Consider the following 20,169-nt stretch of genomic DNA (forward strand, 5'->3'; position numbering starts at 1 on the left):
CCATCCCTAGCAGTCCATCTGGTAGGCAACTCGCCGCACGGTATCGGTTCCTAATGCGTGTGGACAATGCCTTGGTCAGCTACAGGGCCTGGATTTTGCCTCGGGCAGTATCGCCCGGGGCGGTTGAAACAATGGGGGAGTGTGGTTCGTGAAGGTCAAGCGCAGGCTGCAAACGGCTGTTCTGGTATCAGCGCTCGTGGGGTTTGCCAGTGCAGCCATGGCGAAAGAACCGCAGGAACTGTTCAATTTTGTCCGGCCAATGGATGCCGTGCAGGTCACGACGCAGGATGCCGATCTACCCAACCGCATTGGCGAGCCGACTCCGCAAGGCGAAGTGCTGCGGCGAGTGACCTTCCATGCTGCTGAACAACCGAGCCTAAAGCTGACCCCGCAAGACGGTAGCTGGGACTGGTCGCAGCAAACGCAGGTGAGCCTGCGTGTGCAGAACGCCATGGACTGGGCGCTGACTCTGGATGTGCTGATTGAGAGCACTGACGGCCAGCGCTTGAGTACGCGTATTGCCTTGCCTGCCGGCCCTGCGCAAACCCTGTTGATTCCCTTGCAGGCTACTTCGCCCCGCGATCAAGGCATGCGTGCCGGTGCGCCGATGCCCTGGACGCACAAGGGTCAGCGCCTGCTGCTGGCGGATACGGTCACGGGTACGCTGGACCTGAGCAAGGTCAGCTCGGTCACTCTGTCCATGCCGCAGCCGAAGTCCGCGCAAGATATTCTGATCAGCCAGTTTGGCGTAAACGGCGAGCAACTTTCGGCGGCGGCCTATGCCGCTATCGTTGACCGTTACGGCCAGTACACGCGCGCTGATTGGCCGGGCAAGGTTAAGAGCTACGAGCAACTGCAGCAGGCGGTGGCTCAGGAGCAGAAACAATTGCATACCTGGCTGGCCGAACGCCCTGCGCAGGACAAGTTTGCCGGTTGGACCAGCGGGCAGCCGTTTGAGGCGAGCGGTTTCTTCCGTACCGAGAAGCGTGATGGCCGCTGGTTTCTGGTAACTCCTGAAGGCCATCCGTTCTACTCGCTGGGCGTCAATGCGGTCACCGCGCAACAGAGTGCTACTTACGTCGAGGGGCGTGAGGCGATGTTTACCGGGTTGCCGCAACCGGGTGAGGCGCTGGCGGCTTATTTCGGTACCTCCGACAGCCGTAGCGACACCGGCGCCAACCAGGGGCGGGCGTTTGCCAGCGGGCGCTGGTTCGATTTCTACCAGGCCAACTTGCAACGCAGCTATGGTCAGATTGATCCGCTTGCCTGGCGCACGCTGAGCCAGGACCGCCTGCAGGCCTGGGGTTTCAACACCCTGGGTAACTGGAGTGACGCAGCTTTTGGCGGCGATACGCGCATGCCATTCAGTATTCCACTGTCGATTCATGGCGATTACGCCACCATCAGCACCGGCGTCGACTGGTGGGGCGCGATGCCTGATCCATTCGACCCGCGCTTTGCCATGGCCACCGAACGCGCAGTGGCGATTGCCTCGCGCGACCATCGTGACAATCCCTGGCTGCTTGGTTATTTCGCCTATAACGAACTGGCCTGGGCCGGCCCTGCGGAAGACCCCAGCAGCCGTTACGCCCTGGCCTACGCCACGCTGCGTCTGACCACCGATGTGCCGGCCAAGCGTGCCTTCCTCAAGCAGCTGCGCGACAAGTATCGCAATCAGAATGGGCTGTCTCGCGCCTGGGGTATCGAGCTGCCAGCCTGGGAATTGATGGAAGATCCGGGTTTTCAGGCGCCGCTGCCAAGCGCCGAGTACCCGGCCATCGAGAAGGACATGCAGGCATTCTTGCGCCTGTATGCCGAGACCTACTTCAAGACCATTGCCGATTCGCTCGAGTGGCACGCGCCCAATCACCTGCTGCTGGGGGGGCGTTTCGCCAGCAGCATCCCCGAGGCGGTGAATGCCTGTGCGACCTTCTGCGATGTGTTGAGTTTCAACTTCTATACCCGTGAGCCGCAGCATGGGTATGACTTTGCTGCCCTGCGCCAGCTGGACAAACCGTTGATGGTCACCGAGTTCCACTTCGGCTCGCGTGACCGTGGGCCGTTCTGGGGCGGAGTTGCCGAGGTTTATAAGGAAGAAGAGCGCGGCCCGGCCTATGCGCATTTTCTGCGCAAGGCCCTGGAAGAGCCGCAAATCGTCGGCGTGCACTGGTTCCAGTATCTCGATCAGCCGGTCACCGGGCGTTTGCTGGATGGTGAAAACGGTCATCTGGGTCTGGTCGCCATTACCGATCGGCCTTGGGACGGCTTTGTCAAAGCCGTGCGCAAAGCCAACCGCGATGTGCCGAGAACGCTGCTCAAGTCTGTAACCGCGCCAGTTCCAGCGGCTCCGTAAAAGGCTATTCGCCAAGCTGATAGTAGGATTACCAGCCTTGTGCTGGGTTCACCGCAGGCGTCAGAGCTGAAACAATCTGTCGAAGATTTGGCCGAGTACTTAAGAAGGGGGTAGGGTGGTGCAGATACAGGGTTATTTCGACCTCAAGTTCGAAGCGCTGAGAGATGCCTTTGCGGCACTGTTCGACGAGCCACAAGAGCGCGGCATGGCGCTCTGCGTGCAAATCGGCGGCGAAACCGTGGTGGATCTGTGGGCCGGGGTTGCCGACAAGGAGGGTCAGCAGGCCTGGCACAGCGACACCATCCTCAACCTGTTTTCCTGTACCAAGACCTTTACTGCAGTGACCGCGCTGCAACTGGTGGGCGAGGGCAAGCTCGAGCTGGATGCGCCGGTCCCACGCTATTGGCCCGAGTTCGCCGCCGCTGGCAAGGACAGGATCACTCTGCGCCACTTGCTCAGCCATCAGGCCGGGCTGCCAGCCTTGCGCGAGATGCTGCCGGCTGAAGCCTTATACGATTGGCAGGCGATGACCACGGCTCTGGCTGCCGAACAGCCGTGGTGGCCATTGGGTGAGGGCCATGGTTATGCGCCGATCACCTATGGCTGGCTGGTGGGAGAGGTGTTGCGCCGAGTCGAGGGGCGCGGGCCGGGCGAGTCCATCGTTGCGCGTACGGCCAAGCCCCTAGGACTGGACTTTCATGTTGGCCTGGCGGATGAAGAGTTCGATCGGGTGGCAATCATCTCCCGTGGCAAGGGCAACTTCGGCGATGCAGCAGCCCAGCGCCTGCTCAAGACCATGATGAGCGAACCAGCGGCCATGAGCACGCGGGCCTTCACCAATCCACCGTCGATCATGACCAGTACCAATAAGTCCGAGTGGCGGCGCATGCAGCAGCCGGCGGCGAACGGTCACGGCAATGCCCGTAGTCTGGCCGGTTTCTACAGCGGTCTGCTGGATGGTCAGTTGCTGGAAAGCGAGTTGCTGGCCGAGCTGACCCGTGAGCACGCGGTAGGCGAAGACAAGACCCTGCTGACCCGCACCCGCTTTGGTCTGGGCTGCATGCTTGATCAGCCTGAGGTGGCCAACGCCACCTACGGCATGGGCCCGCGTGCCTTTGGCCATCCTGGCGCTGGCGGTTCTATTGGTTTTGCCGACCCGGAGCGGGACGTGGCGTTTGGTTTTGTTACCAATAATCTAGGACCGTTCGTCTTGATGGACCCCCGTGCGCAGAAACTTGCGCGTTTGTTAGCTGATTGTTTATAGCCGGCTCGGCTAGACTGCTGCGCAACATGGCATGGTCCGCTTCTGAGCGGGCCACTGACCCGCTCCTTTTTTGCTTATCACGTGTGGATACCTGATGCTCGCTAACAAAACTCTCGTCATCGCTCTGTGTGTACTGATCAGCGGTTGTAGCCTTTTCGAGAAATCCGAAAAGCCCGCGCCGAAGGTGGTGCCAATGCCGCCACCAGCAGTTACTCAGGCCTGGCTGGATGTGTACGAGCCGAAGGTGCGTGAAGCGATCAAAGGCACCCATTTCGAGTTTGAACGTCGCGAAAACCTGCTAGTCGTTACCGCGCCGGTGCTGGGTTCGTTCAACCCGGACCGTCCTCATATGATGTTGCCGACCACCCTCGGCCCGCTGAGCCGCATGGCCAAACTGCTGGAAAGTGATGAAACCATCGGTGTGCTGATTCTCGGCCACGCCGACAGCAGCGGTGAAGTAAGCGCCAACCGTGAACTGAGCCACCAGCGGGCTCGTGCGTTCACCTCGATTTTCCGCCTCAGCGGTCTCAAGCAGAACCGTCTGATGGTCAAGGGCCTGGGCTCGGACATGCCGCGCGCCGCCAACGACAGTCAGCAAGGCCGTGCGTTGAACCGCCGAGTGGAAATCCTCCTGACCTCGAAAGCCACCCTCAACGCGTTGATTTCCAAGTACAGCCAACCTGCACCGGCACCCGTCACTGCAGTAGCCGCTGTCAAGCCTGCCGCTGACAAGAGTGCGAAAACTGTAGCCAAGGCTGATAAGCCAGCCAGCAGCCAGTAAGACGCTGTGCCAATAGCCGCTAGGCAGCGGCGTGTTGCCGCAGATCAAGCCAGATAGAGCGCTCGCGGGTAAGCTAGGCAGTACTTGTTCGAGAGGATTTGCCGATGACTCAAACCCTGGCTGATATGCGCCGTGACTACACCCGCGATGGCTTGAGCGAGGCGCAAGCGCCGCTTGAGCCCTTTGCACTGTTCGAGCAATGGTTTGCCGATGCAGTGAAGACCGAGCAACTGCCGGTCGAGCCTAATGCCATGACCCTGGCGACCGTCGATGCCCAAGGGCGTCCGCATTGTCGGGTGCTGCTGCTCAAAGGTCTGGATACGCGCGGCTTTACCTTCTTCAGCAACTACGACAGTGCCAAGGGCCAGCACCTGGCCGCCAATCCCTTTGCCGCCATGACCTTCTTCTGGCCCAGCCTGGAGCGGCAGGTGCGTATCGAAGGGCGCGTCGAGCGGGTGAGTGCCGAAGAGTGCGATGCCTACTTCCAGGTGCGTCCGCTGGGCAGCCGATTGGGTGCCTGGGCTTCGCCGCAGAGCCGGGTGATTGCCGACCGTGCCGAGCTGGAAGGCCTGCTGGCAGAAACCGAGCAGCGTTTTCTCGATCGCGCGCCACATTGCCCGCCGCACTGGGGGGGCTATCGTCTGCTGCCGGAGCGTATCGAGTTCTGGCAGGGCCGTTCCAGCCGTCTGCATGATCGCCTTAATTTTTGTTTGCAGGGCGCCGCCTGGCTGCGTGAGCGCCTGGCGCCCTGAGTTCGCTTCAGTCGCCGGAGTATTGCGCGGCAGCTTGCTCCAGCCAGGCGGGCAGGTCGCTGCGCTTGATGCCGGCGGCCTGCGCCTCAGTCAGGCGAGCAAGCATATAGTTGCGTTTGGCCGTTGAGTCGCCAGCCAGTGACAGCGCCAGGTCGCGATCCATCCAGCGTTTGATTCGCACATACAACCACCAGTGGAAGTACAGCCCGGCAATACTGGTGATGGCGACGATAAAGTAATCCATAAATCCCCCAAGCCAAGTCTTAGCTTAGGCTGATTGGAGGCCGTGACTGCACGCGGCGAAGTGTCGCGCCGGGCTCCTGCGCTGCAGCTTGGGTAAAGTTTTGCCGCATATTGGCGGGTGACAGCGGCGCTGCCCAGGCGTTTTAATGAGCACCTGCCTAACTGGAGAAACAATCATGCGTAAACCCTTTCTGTTGGCTGCCTCGTTTGCCGCGCTGGCCCTGTTGGGTGGTTGCGCCTCCAGCCTGACCGGCGACACCTACTCGCGTGATGAAGCACGCACTGTGCAGACCGTGCGTATGGGCACCATCGAAGCGTTGCGTCCAGTGAAGATCGAAGGCACGAAAACCCCAATCGGCGCCGGTGCCGGTGCGGTAATCGGTGGCGTGGCCGGTAGCAGCGTCGGTGGCGGCCGTGGCAGTGCGGTAGCCGCAGTGATCGGTGCAGTGGCCGGTGGTCTGCTGGGGGCGATGACCGAGGAAGGTCTGACCCGTACCCAGGGCGTGGAAATTACCGTGCTGGAGGATGACGGCAGCATGCGAGCCTACGTCCAGGCGGTCGAAGAGAATCAGATATTCCGCGTCGGTGAGCGTGTACGGATCATGACCGTGAATGGCACCAGCCGCGTTACTCATTGAGTTCCTAGGAAGCCGGATCAGTTCTGACTGATCCGGTTTTTTATTGTCTTTTTTCCAGACAAACCAGATGTTTATCGGTGTTTCGCAGGTTTTTCAGGCAAGCTCGCGGAATACTCAGCGTTTAGTAATAATTCTATCCATGACGGCCGGCCGATAGTTATGGATAATCGCGCACGCTTTTGCGCCGACGGGCTTTCGTCGGCGCGCGGTGCAATACTTTTGCGCGGGTTGCAACGCAGGCAAACGCCTGTGGTTGACCGCCAGTGAGCAGGTTAGGGAGTCAGCCGGGGACGGGTACGTGCCGGGTTCGTATTAAGGGGTTTTTCTATGACGCTTGCGCTGATCATCGCCTTGCCATTTCTCGGCATCTTTCTGCCGCTACTGGCCGAGCGCCTGGGCCGTTCCGCCTGCGCCGCAGCGGCAGGGGTCGCGCCACTGACGGCGCTGGTAGTGCTGCTCTCGCAGCAGTCTGCGGTGTTCGCCGGTGAGCTGCTTAAGGTCAAGCTGGAGTGGTTGCCGGCGCTGGGCCTGAATCTCAGCCTGCGTCTGGATGGCTTGGGCTTTCTGTTTGCTCTGCTGATTCTCGGTATTGGCCTGCTGGTCATTCTCTACGCACGCTACTACCTGTCGAAGAAGGAGCCAATGGGGCGCTTCTTCGCCTTTCTCCTGTTGTTCATGGGCGCCATGCTCGGCGTGGTGCTCTCGGAAAACCTGCTGCTGATGTTGATGTTCTGGGAACTGACCAGCCTGTCGTCGTTTTTGCTGATCGGTTTCTGGGGCGCTCGTTCGGATGCCCGCAAAGGCGCGCGCATGGCCCTGGCCGTGACCGGCGGCGGTGGCCTGGCGCTGTTCGCCGGGATTCTGTTGATCGGCCATATCGCTGGCAGTTTCGAGCTGTCCCAGGTGTTGGCGGCCGGTTATGCGATTCGCGCCCACGAGCTGTACCCGTTGGCGTTGATTCTGGTGCTGTTGGGGGTGTTCACCAAGTCGGCGCAGTTCCCGTTCCATTTCTGGTTGCCCCATGCCATGGCCGCGCCGACGCCGGTGTCGGCCTATCTGCACTCGGCGACCATGGTCAAGGCCGGGGTGTTTCTCCTGGCGCGTCTGTACCCGGCGCTGGCGGGGTCGGAGTGGTGGTTCTACCTGGTCAGCATCACTGGCCTGGTGACCTTGCTGGTCGGCGCCGGGATGGCACTGTTTCAGCATGACCTCAAGGGCTTGCTGGCCTATTCGACCATCAGCCACTTGGGTCTGATCACCTTGCTGTTCGGCCTCGATACGCGCCTGGCGGCCGTGGCGGCGGTGTTCCATATCATCAACCACGCCACTTTCAAGGCCTCGCTGTTTATGGCGGCGGGGATCATCGACCACGAAACCGGCAGCCGCGATATGCGGCGCATCAACGGTATGTGGAAGTACATGCCGCATACGGCCGTGCTGGCCATGGTGGCGGCCTCGGCGATGGCCGGGGTGCCGCTGCTCAACGGCTTCCTGAGCAAGGAAATGTTCTTTACCGAAACGCTCAACCAGCACCTGCTGGGCAGCTTCAACTGGGTGATCCCGGCGGCGGCAACTCTGGCCGGGGTGTTCTCGGTGGCCTATTCGCTGCGTTTTATCCACGACGTTTTCTTCAACGGTGAGCCGGTCGACTTGCCGCATTACCCGCCGCATGAGCCGCCGCGCTATATGAAGGTACCGGTGGAGATTCTGGTGTTCCTCTGCCTGCTGGTGGGGATTGTCCCGGCCTACACTGTGGCGCCGCTGCTGGCCGCAGCCGCAGCCGCCACCCTGGGTGGTGATGTGCCGAGTTACAGCCTGGCAATCTGGCACGGCTTCAACCTGCCGCTGCTGATGAGCTTTATTGCCTTGTTCGGCGGGATTCTGGTGTACGTGTTCCGTCAGCCGCTGTTCCGCTGGTATGCCGGGCTGCCGAGCGTAGATGCCAAGTTGATCTTTGAACGTGGTGTAGTGCTTGTGATCCAGGCGTGTTCCGCCGTGACCCGGTGGTTAGAAAATGCTTCGCTGCAGCGTTACCTGGCTCTGTTACTCGCGGCAGCGTTAATCGTGGTGACCCAGGGCTTGAGTTCGTTGCCACAAATCAGCGGACCGCTGGCCATGGCGAAGATCGACGGCATCACTGCCTTGGGCCTGGGCATCATGGCCCTGGCCGCACTTGTGACGGTTATCTTCCATCGCCAGCGTCTGGTCTCATTGCTGATGCTCAGCGTGGTCGGGCTGATGGTGGCTCTGGCGTTCGCCCGCTATTCGGCGCCGGATCTGGCCCTGACCCAGCTGTCAGTGGAGGTGGTGACGATCATCCTGCTGATGCTCGCGCTGTTCTTTCTGCCGGCGCATACCCGTGTCGAGTCGAGCAGCCTGCGCGGTCTGCGCGACTTCACCCTGGCGGTGGGCAGCGGGGTGATGGTGGCGATGCTGGTGTTCGCCGTGCTGACGCGGCCTTACGACAGTATTTCGGCGTTCTTCCTGGAGAACAGTGTGCCGGGCGGCGGCGGCACCAACGTGGTCAACGTGATTCTGGTGGACTTCCGCGGCTTCGACACCATGGGCGAGGTCACCGTGCTGGCGATTGCCGCCGTAGGCATCTTCGCGCTGCTCGACGGCCTGCGCCTGTTCCAGCCGAAGGTCGATGCGCAGGGCCGCAGCTGGGCGCGTGACCGCCACCCATTGATCCTAGCCACCCTGTCGCGGGTGCTGTTGCCGATGGCGCTGCTGGTCTCGGTGTTTATCTTCCTGCGTGGCCACAACCTGCCCGGTGGCGGTTTTATCGCCGGCTTGGTGACGGCCGTGGCGCTGATCCTGCAATACGTCGCCAGCGGCGTGCAGTGGACGCAGTCGCGCCTGCCGCTGAATTATCAGGGCATGGCCGGCCTCGGTGTATTGGTTGCCGGTCTGACGGGCCTGGGCAGTTGGCTGTTTGACCGGCCGTTCCTGACCTCGGCCTTCGGTCATTTCCATATCCCGCTGATCGGTGAAATTGAGCTAGCCACCGCCATGTTGTTCGATCTGGGCGTGTACCTGACGGTTGTCGGTGCGACCCTGCTGATTCTCGCCAACCTGGGCAAGTTGACCCAGGAAAAAGCTGTAGAAGAGGTGCTTTGAGATGGAAGCCATATTTGCCGCGACTCTGGGCATCCTCACCGCCAGCGGCGTGTACCTGCTGCTGCGCGCCCGGACCTTCCCGGTGGTGCTGGGGCTGACGCTGATTTCCTATGCGGTAAACCTGTTCCTGTTTGCCATGGGCCGCTTGCAGAGCGGCGTGGTCACGGTGATCGGCCAGGGCAACCAATACGCGGACCCGCTGCCTCAGGCGCTGGTGCTGACCGCCATCGTGATCGGTTTTGCCATGACGGCCTTCGTGGTGGTGCTGGCGCTGCGCAGCGTAGGTGAAACCCAGACCGACCATGTTGACGGCCAGGAGCCTGCACAATGAATCACGGCTTGATTCTGCCCATTCTGCTGCCAATGTTTGCCGGCAGCCTGTTGCTGCTGGGCGCGGGCCTGAGCCTGCGGGTCAAACGCAGCTTGTCACTGGTGGCAACTCTATTGCTGCTGCCGTTGAGCGGCTATCTGCTCTGGCTGGCCGATCAGGGCGTGCTGCAGGTGTATGCCGCCGGTAACTGGGCGGCGCCGTTCGGCATCATCCTGCTGCTCGATCGGCTGAGCGCCTTGCTGCTGGTGGTTACGGCGGTGCTTGGCAGCTTCGCCTTGTTGTATGCGGTGCGTGGCGACGATGAGCGTGGGCAGAGTTTTCATGCGCTGTTCCAGTTCCAGCTGATGGGCATCAACGGCGCCTTCCTCACCGGCGATCTGTTCAACCTGTTCGTGTTCTTCGAGATTCTGCTGATCGCCTCCTATGCGCTGCTGGTGCATGGTGGCGGGGCAGAGCGGGTGCGTGCGGGGTTGCATTACGTGGTGCTGAATCTGGTGGGCTCGGCGTTCTTCCTGCTTGCGGTCGGCGTGCTGTATGGCATCACCGGCACCCTGAACATGGCTGATATGGCTATTCGCGTGGCCGCTGCCGGGGCGGATGATGCGGCGCTGCTGGGCGCTGCCGGGTTGTTGCTGCTCGTGGTGTTCGGCCTCAAGGCGGCATTTCTGCCGCTGTATTTCTGGCTCCCCAAGGCCTATGCCTCGGCCACTGCGCCGGTCGCGGCGCTGTTTGCGATCATGACCAAGGTCGGTCTGTATTCGATCATCCGCGTGTACACGCTGATCTTCGGCGATGAGGCCGGCAGCCTGGCCAATATGGCGGGCGACTGGCTCTGGCCGATTGCCCTGCTGACCCTGGCACTGGGCGTGATTGGCGCGCTGGCGGCGGTCAGCCTGCAAGGTCTCTTGGCCTATCTGGTGGTGGTGTCGGTCGGCACCGTGCTCGCCGGTATTGCCATCGGCACCGAACAAGCCCTGGCCGGTGCGCTGTATTACCTGGTGCACAGCACCTGGGTTTCCGGTGGGTTGTTCCTGCTGGCCGACCTGATTGCCCGCCAACGTGGCGTTAAAGAAGCGCTGCTGGTGCAGGGGCCGGCGCTACAGAATCCGCACCTGCTCGGCGGCCTGTTCTTTTTCGGTGCGATTGCCGTGGCCGGCCTGCCGCCGCTTTCCGGGTTTATCGGCAAGCTGCTGTTGCTGCGCTCGCTAGAGCCGGGTGTGCAGGCGCTAATGCTGTGGCCGGTGGTACTGGGCGGCGGCTTGCTGACCCTGATTGCCCTAAGTCGCGCCGGCAGCATGCTGTTCTGGCGCGTTGGCCTGAGTCAGCTGGACAGCGCCGAGCTGGATTACGGCCGGCTGCTGGCCTGTGCTGGCTTGCTGCTGCTCAGCCTGCTGCTGATGGTCGGTGCTGCGCCGCTGCTCAGTTATGTCGAGGCCACGGCCAGCCAGCTGCATGACCTGGCGCTGTACCGGCAAATCATCGAATCGGGAGCTGCACGATGAAAGCACGTCGCTGGTTACCCCATCCGCTGCTGAGCCTGTGCCTGCTGCTGGTCTGGCTACTGTTGATGAATGACTTGAGCCTGGGCCACTGGCTGCTCGGCGCGCTGCTCGGCTGGGCGATTCCGCTGCTGACCCAGGTGTTTTGGATCAACCCGCCACGGGTCTACAAGCCGCTCAAGCTGTGCCTGTTTCTGCTGCGCATTCTTGGCGATATCGTCATGGCCAACCTGCAGGTGGCCAAACTGATCCTCGGCTCGCCCGCCAAGCTGCGCCCGGCCTTCGTGGAGATTCCCTTGCTGCTGGAAGATGAGCTGGCCCTGACCATGCTCACCAGCATCATCTCCCTGACCCCGGGCACGGTCTCTGCCGACCTCAGCGATGACCGCAAGATGTTGCTGGTGCACGGCCTGGATGTGCCGGACGCCGACGTCTTGGTGGCAGAAATCAAACAACGCTACGAAGCACCCTTGCTGGAGGTATTCACATGCTCGCCTACGTGATTCCGCTGTGCCTGCTGATCATCGGCCTGGCCCTGGTGCTGACCATGGCGCGCCTGATCATCGGCCCGGACCTACCCGACCGCATCCTTGCCCTGGATACCCTGTATATCAACGCGATTGCCATGCTGGTGCTGTTCGGCATCTGGCTGGGTTCGGACCTGTATTTTGAAGCGGCCCTGCTGATTGCGGTTATGGGGTTTATCGGCACGGTGGCGGTGGCCAAGTATTTGCTGCGCGGCGACATCATTGAGTAACAACGTTCTACGGAGACTGCTGAATGGATACCTGGATCGAAGCGCTGGTGGCGCTGTTTCTGCTGATCGGCAGCCTGTTCGCCTTGATCGGTGCGATTGGCCTGTACCGCCTGCCGGATTTCTTTATGCGCCTGCACGGCCCGACCAAGGCCAGCACCCTGGGTGTGGGCGGCATGGTGATTGCCTCGCTGATCTACTTCAGTTTTCGCGGCGAGGGCGTCAGCCTGCATGAGCTGTTGATCGCCCTGTTTCTGTTTATCACCGCACCGGTCAGCGCCCATATGCTGGCCAAGGCCGCGTTGCAGCAGAAGCTGCGGATCAATGAGCAAACTCGCGGTAAGCCCTGGGAACAATAAGGTGCCGGTTGCGTCGCGCTTCCTGTGGGAGGGGCTTTAGCCGCGTCGGCTGTCTCGTCTCGAACCACCCCGCACAGTTCGCGGCGCTGACTGTATCTGTCGGCAGCGCGCCGGTCTCTCTACACTGCAGCCTTTAGCTAGGGGCTTGGGTATGGGTGAGCGGGCAAGGGGCATCGCGGTGATCTGCCTGGTGATCGCCATGGCGCTGTGGGGCAGTTCCTTTATTGCGCTCAAGCTGGCCTTTGCCGAGCTGCCGCCGCTGTGGGTGATTTTCGGCCGTATGGCCCTCGGTAGCTTGGTGTTCTTGCTGGCTTGGCGCTGGCGTGGGCAGATGCACTACCGCGCCGGTGACTGGAAGTACCTGTTGGGCTTGGCGGCCTGCGAACCCTGTCTGTACTTTCTCTTTGAAGCCCTGGCGCTGCAGCACACCAGCGCAGCGCAAGCGGGCATGGTCACGGCTTTGCTGCCGCTGCTGGTGGCGGTGGGTGCGTTTATCTTCCTGCGCGAGCGGATCAGCCGCATCACCCTTGCGGGCTTTCTCCTGGCGTTGATCGGCGCCGTATGGCTTAGCTTGGCCGGTAGCGCCGATGAGCATGCCAGCAACCCGATTCTCGGCAACTTCTACGAGCTGCTAGCGATGCTCTGCGCCATGGGTTACACCCTGTTGCTCAAGCATTTGTCATCACGCTATTCGCCCTTTCTGCTCACCGCCATGGTGGCCTTTGTCGGCACTATTTTCTTTCTACCCCTGGCGCTGTTCAGTGCACCTTTGCCAACCAGCGTCAGCCCCATGGGCCTGGGCGCGGTGGCGTACCTAGGCATATTGGTCACGGTGGGCGCTTACGGGCTGTACAACTTCGGCGTCAGCCGCTTGCCGGCCAATCAGGCGTCGGCCTTTACCAACCTGATCCCGGTGTTCACCCTGCTGTTCGCCATACTGCTATTAGGCGAAAGCCTGAATACCTTGCAGATAGTGGCCGCTGCATTGGTGTTTGCCGGTGTCTTACTGAGTCAGTGGCAGGGAGCGACGCCCATGCCTGCTGGTGTTCTGGATTGAGGACAAAGTGATGAGTGATACCCGAACCTGGGCGCGTGAAGCGATCCGCATCATCGAGGCGGACTTTCAGCGCAGCGCCGACACCCACCTGATTCCCCTGGCGCTGCCAGGCTTGCCGGGTGTCGAACTGTATTTCAAGGATGAGTCCAGCCATCCCACTGGTAGTCTCAAGCATCGCCTGGCGCGTTCGCTGTTTCTTTATGCGCTGTGTAACGGCTGGCTCAAACCCGGCGCGCCGGTGATCGAGGCGTCCAGCGGCTCCACGGCGATTTCCGAGGCCTATTTTGCCCGCTTGCTGGGGTTGCCGTTTATTGCGGTGATGCCGGCCAGCACCTCGAAGGAGAAGATCGCGCAGATCGCTTTTTACGGCGGGCAGAGCCATCTGGTACAGGACCCGACGCAGATCTACGCCGAGTCTGAGCGCCTGGTGCGTGAGACCGGTGGGCATTTTATGGATCAGTTCACCTACGCCGAGCGCGCCACCGACTGGCGCGCCAACAACAATATTGCCGAGTCGATCTTCCAGCAGCTGCGCAGCGAACGTTTCCCTGAGCCAAGCTGGCTGGTGTCCAGTCCTGGCACCGGCGGTACTCTGGCCACGCTGGGGCGTTATGTGCGTTACCGCCGCCACAGCACTCAGGTGTTGTGCGCTGATGCCGAGCGTTCGGTGTTCTTCGATTACTACTGCACGGGTGATGCCAGCTTGTGCCTGAACCATGGTTCGCGTATCGAAGGCATCGGTCGGCCCCGGGTCGAGGCGTCCTTTCTGCCGTCAGTGATCGATGCCATGTGCAAGGTGCCAGATGCCTTGTCTCTGGCCGCCATGCATTACTTGGCGCAGCGCCTGGGCCGGAAAGTGGGTGGCTCCAGCGGCACCAATCTGATTGGCGCATTGCTGGTGGCGCAGCGGATGGTTGCGGCGGGTGAGTCCGGCTCGGTGGTGGCGATTCTCTGCGATGGTGGCGAGCGCTATGCCGACACCTACTACGATCAGGCGTGGCTCAGCGCCCAGGGTTTCGAGCTGACTGGGTTAATCGCAGCGGTAGCGGATTGCGCCGAGCGCGGTGTTAGCTTGCCGGGTGACTTGCCCGTGGGGGGGGTAGGCGGCTGCTCGGTAGCGGCTGGTCTAAAGTCACTGCTGTAGGTGGGCGCACGCCGCGCCCCGAATGCAGCAGGAGAAATGCCATGGGAATTGCGCGCAGCTGCTTGCACATGCTGCTGTGGTCGGTTGTTGGGCTGAGCGTAGCGGTGCTGGCAGCCGATGACACGGCGTGGTCGAAGGACCATCCGCTGCTGTCTCGCTACCCGAACTCGCATATCGTCGAGTACGAGCAGAACTACAATGCCGCGCAGTTCGCCACCGGTACTCAGGACGGCGTACCACAGCGCCAGACCGTGGAAGGCGATGCCACGCAGATTCGCTATTTCCACAACGCGGTAGACAGCCAGCCGAGCCCGCTGCAGTTGCTGCGCAACTACCAGAATGCGATCAAGTCGATCGGCGGCGAAGTAGTCTACGAGCGTCTGCCCCAGGATGGTGATGGCGGCGAAACCACGCTGAAGGTCACGACTGGCGGTAAGCAGGTGTGGGTGCGCTTGGAGCCGGAAATCTTCAGTGCACCGACGCAGAGCTACAAGCTGGTGATCGTCGAAGTGGCGGCCATGCAGCAGGTGGTGACTGCCAATCAGTTGCTTGATGAACTCAACCGCAACGGCTTTATCGTAAGCGCTCCATAGACCCCACCTCCCTCTGGAGAGGTTTTGCGTTTTACAGTGGCGTCGTTGGTTGGCAGTTCCAAGGCAGCAGCGCTTCGTAGGCTTCAACGCTGTTGGCCAGCGGCAGGCGTTCGAGGACATGGCGCAACCAGGCGTAGGGCTCCTGGCCATTGGTCTTGGCGGTTTCCACCAGGCTGTAGAGTTGGGCGCTGGCGGTCGCGCCTTTCGGCGTGTCGCTGAACAGCCAGTTCTTGCGACCTATGACGAAGGGCCGGATCGCGCGCTCGGCAGCGTTGTTATCGATCGGCAGGTGGCCAGCCTCGATGTAGCGTTCGAGTCGGCTCCAGTTGCTCGCCAGGTAGTTCACTGCTTTGCCCAGGGCATTCTGCGCCGTGACCTGCGGCTGGGTTTTCTCCAGCCAGGTCTTGAGCTGATCGAGGAGCGGTAGGCTGTGCTGCTGGCGGCCCCGGTAGCGCTGTTCATCGCTGGCATCCTTAAGTTCGCGCTCGATGCCGTAGAGCTTGTTGATCATCCCCAACGCGATGTCGGCACGCCCGGTTTTGCCCTTCGGTTGCACCTTTTGCGCTTCGACGAACTTGCGCGCGCATGCGCCCAGCAGGCCAGGCGTTCAACACCTTGTTGTGCGGCCACGGCGTTGTAGCCGGCGTAATCGTCGGTCATCAGGTAGCCGCGATAACCGTCGAGCAGGCGCAGCGGCACCTCCTGCGCGCGGCTGGTTGTGTAGTCGAAGAGGATCACCGGTTTGCCAGGCGGGCCACCGGTCTGCACCCACATCCAGGAGTGGCTGCTCGGATCGCGCCCAGGCTCCTTGAGCACCTGCACGCGGGTTTCATCGCAGTGGATCACCGGACTGTCCAGCAGCCTGTCGCGCATCAGGTTGAGCAACGGTTGTAGCAGTTCGCCGCACTGGATCACCCTGCGCGCCAGGGTCTGCCGGGGGATGTCGATGCCATGGCGACTGAGCATCTTTTCGAAGCGATACAGTGGGATGCCGTCGGCGTATTTGCTGGTCAGCAGCATCGCCAGCACGCTCGGGCTGGCCAGGCTTTTCTCGATCAGTTGGGCCGGTTTGTCAGCGGTGACCGGCGCGCTTTCGCAGGCCTTGCAGGCATAGGTCTTGCGAATGTGGCGGATCACCTGAACCTGCATCGGGATGATTTCCAGCTGCTCGCTGGTTTCTTCGCCTATGGCCTGCTTGCGGCAACCGCATTCGCAGGTCAGTTCGTGTTCGGGCAGTTCGTGGATGACCTCGACACGCGGTAGTTCGGCCGGTAACGGCTTGCGCTTGCCGCGGCGCTTGGTCGGCGCAACGACTTCTTCCTCGACCTCAGCGGCCGGAGCTTCAGCCGCCGCTTCGGCCAGGCTTTCCGCTTCGTTGAACATCTCTAGTGAAATGTCTGTAAAATTCGTTAATCTAATGCCGGGCCAGTATACTGCGCGCTCTATCGTCATGAATTGAGCTCCCATATGGCCCGGCCAGCAGCCCCATTCTTCTTGAGTCCCAGTGATGCCGACATGCTGCAAGGCTGGTTACGCATGGGATCGCTGCCTCAGAGCATCGGCCAGCGGGCCAGAATTCTGTTGCTGCTGGCCAACGGTCTCACGCCCAAGGAGATCAGCGAGCAGCTGCAAGTCTCTGCGCCAGTGGTCTTCAAATGGCGTAAACGCTACCAGGAGACCGGTCTGGAGGGGCTGAGTGACCTGCGGCGCAGTGGAGCGCCTCGCAAGCTCAACGAAGCGAAGATCAAGGAAATCCTGACGCTGACGACCCAGCGAGTCCCGCGCGAAGCTACCCACTGGAGCCTACGGTTGATGGCCAAGTACGCTGGGGTCAGCATCTGGCAGGTCGCACAGGTGTGGGCTGCTGCCGACCTCAAGCCGCACCGGTTGAAAACCTTCAAGATCAGTAACGACCCGCACTTTGCAGACAAAGTGGTCGATGTCGTCGGGCTCTATTTGAATCCGCCCGACAACGCCCTGGTGCTATCTGTTGACGAAAAAACACAGATCCAGGCGCTGGACCGCACACAGCCCATGCTGCCGCTCAAGCCCGGGCAGATTGAGCGGCGGACGCATGACTATAAGCGCCACGGTACGGCCAGTCTGTACGCAGACTTTGACATCCTGACGGGTAAGGTCATCGGCCGTATCACCCAGCGGCACAGGGCCAAGGAGTTTTTGGAGTTCCTTCGACAGATCGACCGCAGCACTCCCGCCGAGCTGGACCTGCATGTAATTCTGGACAACAGCTCGACTCACAAGACCGCTGCCGTCAGGGAATGGCTGGAGAAGCATCCCCGTTTCAAGCTGCACTTCACACCGACCAGCGCCTCGTGGCTGAACGCCGTGGAGGGCTGGTTTGCGCAACTGGAAAGACGGGCGCTTTATCGTGATGCCTTCAGCAGCGTGGCTGACCTGAGAGCGGCGATACGTCGCTTCATTGAGGCTCATAACGAACATTCGGCTAAGCCGTTCCGCTGGAGCAAAACGGCTGAGTCGATTATCAGCTCCGTGCATCGAGCAAAGCTGGCTGTAATTCGGAATGAGTTATTGGATTAACCAGACAGGCCACTAGCTGCGGTGAATCCGGGTCGCTGCTCTGCTCGGATTTACGGCCGAACAGGCGCTGGATCAACAGCGCGTTTTGTTCGCGCAGGCGCTCGATCTGCCCATCCTTGTCCTTGGCCAATTCCTGCGCCGACGACAACACCTCAGCGAGCAATTGCTTGAGCGCGGCGGGGTCATCAGGAAGGGTTTCGGGCACAGAAATCATGCCGTGGATTATACCGGCTCAGGTGACGAACCTAGGGGTCAAAACCTGGTGCGGCCGGTTGCGCCACAGGTCGATACCGTCCAACAACCAGTTCAACTCCTGGGCCGTCAGCACGATCGCATCTTCGCCAGGTTCCGGATGCGACTTGAAGCGTTCAGCCTCCAATCGCTTGAGCCACAGGCAAAAGCCGTTGCGCTCCCAATACAAAATCTTCACCCGGCTGCGCGCGCGGTTGAGGAAGACGAACAGCACCGGGTCGAACACCGCCACCTTGATATCCAGCTCGACCAGGGCGGCCAGGCCATCGATGGATTTTCGGAAATCCACCGGCTTGGGGTATAGATAGACTTTTTCGACTTTGGCGTCGGGGCGCATCATGACGGCTGGCTCCAGAAAGAAATTGGAGCTCAGCATTGGCTGGCCTGCGGATCATTTGTAGATGAGGTTTATGGAGCGCTTACGCTTTATCGCCCTATATATCAACTTCGATACTGGTAAAGCTGAGCTCAAGGCCGATGGTCAGGCCACGGTGGCGGAGATTGTCAGCATGCTTAAAACCGCGCCGGATCTGCGCCTGGCCGTCGAAGGCCATACTGACAGTCAGGGTCAGGCCGAGGCCAACAAGCTGCTGTCTGAACAGCGCGCACTGAGCGTGATGAATGCCATAGTCGCCGCCGGTATCGAGGTGCAGCGACTGACTGCTGCGGGCTTCGGCCAGGAACGGCCAGTGGCGGACAATCGCAGTGAAGAAGGGCGGGCGAAGAATCGCCGGGTTGAGTTGGTCAAGCTGTAGTCCGCATGCTGCCTGGCTTGCAGGCAGCTGCGGATGATGGCCTAGGCTGGTTCGGCAATCCCCAGCATGTCTTTGATCAACGCTTCGGCCACGCGAATGCCATCCACCCCGGCGGAGAGAATACCGCCGGCGTAACCGGCACCTTCACCAGCCGGGTACAGGCCGCGAACGTTGAGGCTCTGCATATCCGCGCCACGGGTGATGCGCAGTGGCGAAGAGGTGCGGGTTTCGATGCCAGTCAGCACCGCGTCATGCAGGCCGAAGCCCTTGATCTGCTTGCCGAAGGCCGGTAGCGCTTCGCGGATCGCCTCGATGGCGAAATCCGGTAGGGCCAGGGCCAGATCGCCCAGCTTGATACCCGGCTTGTACGACGGCTCGACGCTACCCAGCTCTGTAGAAGGTTTGCCGGCGATAAAGTCGCCAACCAGTTGCCCCGGTGCTTCGTAGGTGCTGCCGCCGAGCAGATAGGCCTGGGACTCCAGACGTTCCTGCAGTTCAACACCGGCCAGCGGACCGCCGGGATAATCCTGCTCAGGGGTGATGCCGACGACGATGCCGGCGTTGGCATTGCGCTCATTGCGCGAGTACTGGCTCATGCCGTTGGTCACCACGCGGTTCGGCTCCGAGGTGGCGGCGACCACAGTGCCGCCCGGACACATGCAGAAGCTGTAAACCGAGCGGCCGTTCTTGGCGTGGTGCACTAGTTTGTAATCCGCCGCGCCGAGCTTGGGATGGCCGGCGTATTTACCGAGGCGTGCGCGGTCGATCAGTCCTTGTGGGTGCTCGATACGAAAGCCTACCGAGAACGGTTTGGCTTCCATAAATACCTCGCGCTTGTGCAGCATGCGGAAGGTGTCACGCGAGCTGTGGCCTAGGGCCAGGATCACCTGGCGGCTGAGAATCTGCTCGCCGCTGTCGAGCACCACGCCCTTAAGCTGGCCATCCTCCATCAGCACATCGCTGACGCGCTGCTGAAAGCGCACTTCGCCGCCCAGCGCTTTGATCTCTTCGCGCATGGTGGCGACCACGCCGGTGAGGCGGAAGGTGCCGATATGTGGCTTGCTGACGTAGAGAATTTCCTCTGGCGCGCCGGCCTTGACGAACTCCTGAAGCACCTTACGCCCGTAATGCTTGGGATCCTTGATCTGGCTGTACAGCTTGCCGTCGGAGAAGGTGCCGGCACCGCCCTCGCCAAACTGCACGTTGGACTCAGGGTTGAGCACCTTCTTGCGCCACAGGCCCCAGGTGTCCTTGGTGCGCTGGCGCACTTCGGTGCCGCGTTCCAGCACGATGGGCTTGAGCCCGGCCTGGGCGAGAATCAGCGCGGCGAAAATTCCGCAGGGGCCAAAGCCGACTACCAGCGGGCGCTCTGCGAGGTTCTCAGGCGCCAGGCCGACAGGTTTGTAGGTGGTATCCGGGGTGACGCTGATATGCCGGTCATCGCTGAACTTGGCCAGCAGCGCCGCTTCATCGCGCAGCTCGCAGTCGATGGTGTAGATAAAGTGCATCTCAGTGGATTTCTTGCGCGCGTCGTAGCTGCGCTTGAACAGGGTGAAGTCGAGCAGCTCGCTGTCGGCAATCCCCAGACGCTGGACGATGGCCGGGCGTAGTGCCTCGTCGGGGTGGTCCAGGGGCAGCTTGAGTTCGGTGATACGAAGCATGAGGGACGATCCATTTTCAGGGCCGGAGGCAACCCGGCAGCTTTAAAAGGCGGC

At 61.3% G+C, this 20,169-nt stretch carries 19 protein-coding genes and 2 pseudogenes; 16 read left to right on the forward strand and 5 right to left on the reverse strand.

Annotated features, from left to right (window positions below):
• The first annotated feature begins 217 nt into the window (after positions 1 to 217).
• The 4 genes from BLW24_RS17470 to pdxH all read left to right on the forward strand — a co-directional run bounded on the left by BLW24_RS17470 (position 218) and on the right by pdxH (position 5,150).
• Positions 218 to 2,353 (forward strand): beta-agarase, encoded by a 2,136-nt coding sequence (locus BLW24_RS17470; protein WP_167360389.1) that lies wholly within the window; start codon positions 218 to 220, stop codon positions 2,351 to 2,353.
• A gap of 118 nt (positions 2,354 to 2,471) precedes the next feature.
• Positions 2,472 to 3,617 (forward strand): serine hydrolase domain-containing protein, encoded by a 1,146-nt coding sequence (locus tag BLW24_RS17475; protein WP_090387782.1) that lies wholly within the window; start codon positions 2,472 to 2,474, stop codon positions 3,615 to 3,617.
• A gap of 193 nt (positions 3,618 to 3,810) precedes the next feature.
• On the forward strand, positions 3,811 to 4,398 hold the full coding sequence (locus BLW24_RS17480) for an OmpA family protein (protein WP_244161189.1): 588 nt from the start codon (positions 3,811 to 3,813) through the stop codon (positions 4,396 to 4,398).
• 104 nt (positions 4,399 to 4,502) lie between these two features.
• Positions 4,503 to 5,150 (forward strand): pyridoxamine 5'-phosphate oxidase, encoded by a 648-nt coding sequence (pdxH, locus tag BLW24_RS17485; RefSeq protein ID WP_090384848.1) that lies wholly within the window; start codon positions 4,503 to 4,505, stop codon positions 5,148 to 5,150.
• Between the two features lie 7 nt (positions 5,151 to 5,157).
• On the opposite strand, the gene BLW24_RS17490 is transcribed toward pdxH, so the two are convergent.
• Complete coding sequence (locus tag BLW24_RS17490) at positions 5,158 to 5,394, reverse strand: hypothetical protein (protein WP_090384850.1); 237 nt, start codon at positions 5,392 to 5,394, stop codon at positions 5,158 to 5,160.
• 175 nt (positions 5,395 to 5,569) lie between these two features.
• Between BLW24_RS17490 and BLW24_RS17495 the strand changes: the two genes are divergently transcribed.
• The 10 genes from BLW24_RS17495 (at position 5,570) to BLW24_RS17540 (ending at position 14,888) form a co-directional block, all read left to right on the forward strand.
• Positions 5,570 to 6,031: an outer membrane lipoprotein gene (locus tag BLW24_RS17495; protein WP_090384856.1), complete on the forward strand. Its 462-nt coding sequence runs from the start codon at positions 5,570 to 5,572 to the stop codon at positions 6,029 to 6,031.
• 327 nt (positions 6,032 to 6,358) lie between these two features.
• On the forward strand, positions 6,359 to 9,151 hold the full coding sequence (locus tag BLW24_RS17500; RefSeq protein ID WP_090384863.1) for a monovalent cation/H+ antiporter subunit A: 2,793 nt from the start codon (positions 6,359 to 6,361) through the stop codon (positions 9,149 to 9,151).
• 1 nt (position 9,152) lies between these two features.
• A complete protein-coding gene (locus BLW24_RS17505) occupies positions 9,153 to 9,482 on the forward strand; it encodes a Na+/H+ antiporter subunit C (RefSeq protein WP_090384871.1) in 330 nt (109 codons plus the stop codon).
• Positions 9,479 to 10,984, forward strand: a complete 1,506-nt coding sequence (locus BLW24_RS17510; RefSeq protein WP_090384874.1) for a monovalent cation/H+ antiporter subunit D — start codon at positions 9,479 to 9,481, stop codon at positions 10,982 to 10,984. Before BLW24_RS17505 ends, BLW24_RS17510 begins: the two co-directional genes overlap by 4 nt.
• Complete coding sequence (locus BLW24_RS17515; protein ID WP_090384876.1) at positions 10,981 to 11,484, forward strand: Na+/H+ antiporter subunit E; 504 nt, start codon at positions 10,981 to 10,983, stop codon at positions 11,482 to 11,484. The genes BLW24_RS17510 and BLW24_RS17515 overlap by 4 nt, the downstream gene beginning before the upstream one ends.
• A complete protein-coding gene (locus BLW24_RS17520) occupies positions 11,469 to 11,738 on the forward strand; it encodes a K+/H+ antiporter subunit F (protein ID WP_090384879.1) in 270 nt (89 codons plus the stop codon). Before BLW24_RS17515 ends, BLW24_RS17520 begins: the two co-directional genes overlap by 16 nt.
• 23 nt (positions 11,739 to 11,761) lie before the next feature.
• The gene (locus tag BLW24_RS17525) at positions 11,762 to 12,094 is read left to right on the forward strand and encodes a Na+/H+ antiporter subunit G (protein WP_090384882.1); all 333 of its coding nucleotides are present in this window, start codon (positions 11,762 to 11,764) and stop codon (positions 12,092 to 12,094) included.
• Between the two features lie 151 nt (positions 12,095 to 12,245).
• The gene (locus BLW24_RS17530; protein WP_090384885.1) at positions 12,246 to 13,151 is read left to right on the forward strand and encodes a DMT family transporter; all 906 of its coding nucleotides are present in this window, start codon (positions 12,246 to 12,248) and stop codon (positions 13,149 to 13,151) included.
• Between the two features lie 10 nt (positions 13,152 to 13,161).
• Positions 13,162 to 14,295 carry a PLP-dependent cysteine synthase family protein gene (locus tag BLW24_RS17535; RefSeq protein WP_090387783.1) on the forward strand — a complete coding sequence of 378 codons (1,134 nt, stop codon included), beginning with the start codon at positions 13,162 to 13,164 and terminating at the stop codon, positions 14,293 to 14,295.
• Between the two features lie 41 nt (positions 14,296 to 14,336).
• A complete protein-coding gene (locus BLW24_RS17540; RefSeq protein WP_090384893.1) occupies positions 14,337 to 14,888 on the forward strand; it encodes a hypothetical protein in 552 nt (183 codons plus the stop codon).
• Between the two features lie 31 nt (positions 14,889 to 14,919).
• Here BLW24_RS17540 and tnpC read toward each other — a convergent pair.
• Positions 14,920 to 16,277: pseudogene (tnpC, locus tag BLW24_RS17545) on the reverse strand (IS66 family transposase); the annotation flags it as partial.
• Positions 16,278 to 16,355: 78 nt separating this feature from the next.
• Here tnpC and BLW24_RS17550 point away from each other — a divergent pair.
• Complete coding sequence (locus BLW24_RS17550; RefSeq protein WP_090376034.1) at positions 16,356 to 17,447, forward strand: IS630 family transposase; 1,092 nt, start codon at positions 16,356 to 16,358, stop codon at positions 17,445 to 17,447.
• Positions 17,448 to 17,460: 13 nt separating this feature from the next.
• Here the strand turns inward: BLW24_RS17550 and BLW24_RS17555 are convergent.
• Together BLW24_RS17555 and tnpB are read right to left on the reverse strand one after the other, a co-directional pair.
• Positions 17,461 to 17,661: pseudogene (locus BLW24_RS17555) on the reverse strand (IS66 family transposase); the annotation flags it as partial.
• An 18-nt stretch (positions 17,662 to 17,679) separates the two neighbouring features.
• Positions 17,680 to 18,075 carry an IS66 family insertion sequence element accessory protein TnpB gene (tnpB, locus tag BLW24_RS17560; RefSeq protein WP_244161054.1) on the reverse strand — a complete coding sequence of 132 codons (396 nt, stop codon included), beginning with the start codon at positions 18,073 to 18,075 and terminating at the stop codon, positions 17,680 to 17,682.
• A 34-nt stretch (positions 18,076 to 18,109) separates the two neighbouring features.
• Between tnpB and BLW24_RS17565 the strand changes: the two genes are divergently transcribed.
• A complete protein-coding gene (locus BLW24_RS17565; protein ID WP_167360390.1) occupies positions 18,110 to 18,454 on the forward strand; it encodes an OmpA family protein in 345 nt (114 codons plus the stop codon).
• A 41-nt stretch (positions 18,455 to 18,495) separates the two neighbouring features.
• Here BLW24_RS17565 and BLW24_RS17570 read toward each other — a convergent pair whose 3' ends face one another.
• Entirely contained in the window at positions 18,496 to 20,115 is a 1,620-nt protein-coding gene (locus tag BLW24_RS17570) for an NAD(P)/FAD-dependent oxidoreductase (protein WP_090384911.1), read from the reverse strand.
• Positions 20,116 to 20,169: the final 54 nt, after the last annotated feature.

Source organism: Pseudomonas anguilliseptica (assembly GCF_900105355.1).
GTDB classification, from domain to species: domain Bacteria; phylum Pseudomonadota; class Gammaproteobacteria; order Pseudomonadales; family Pseudomonadaceae; genus Aquipseudomonas; species Aquipseudomonas anguilliseptica.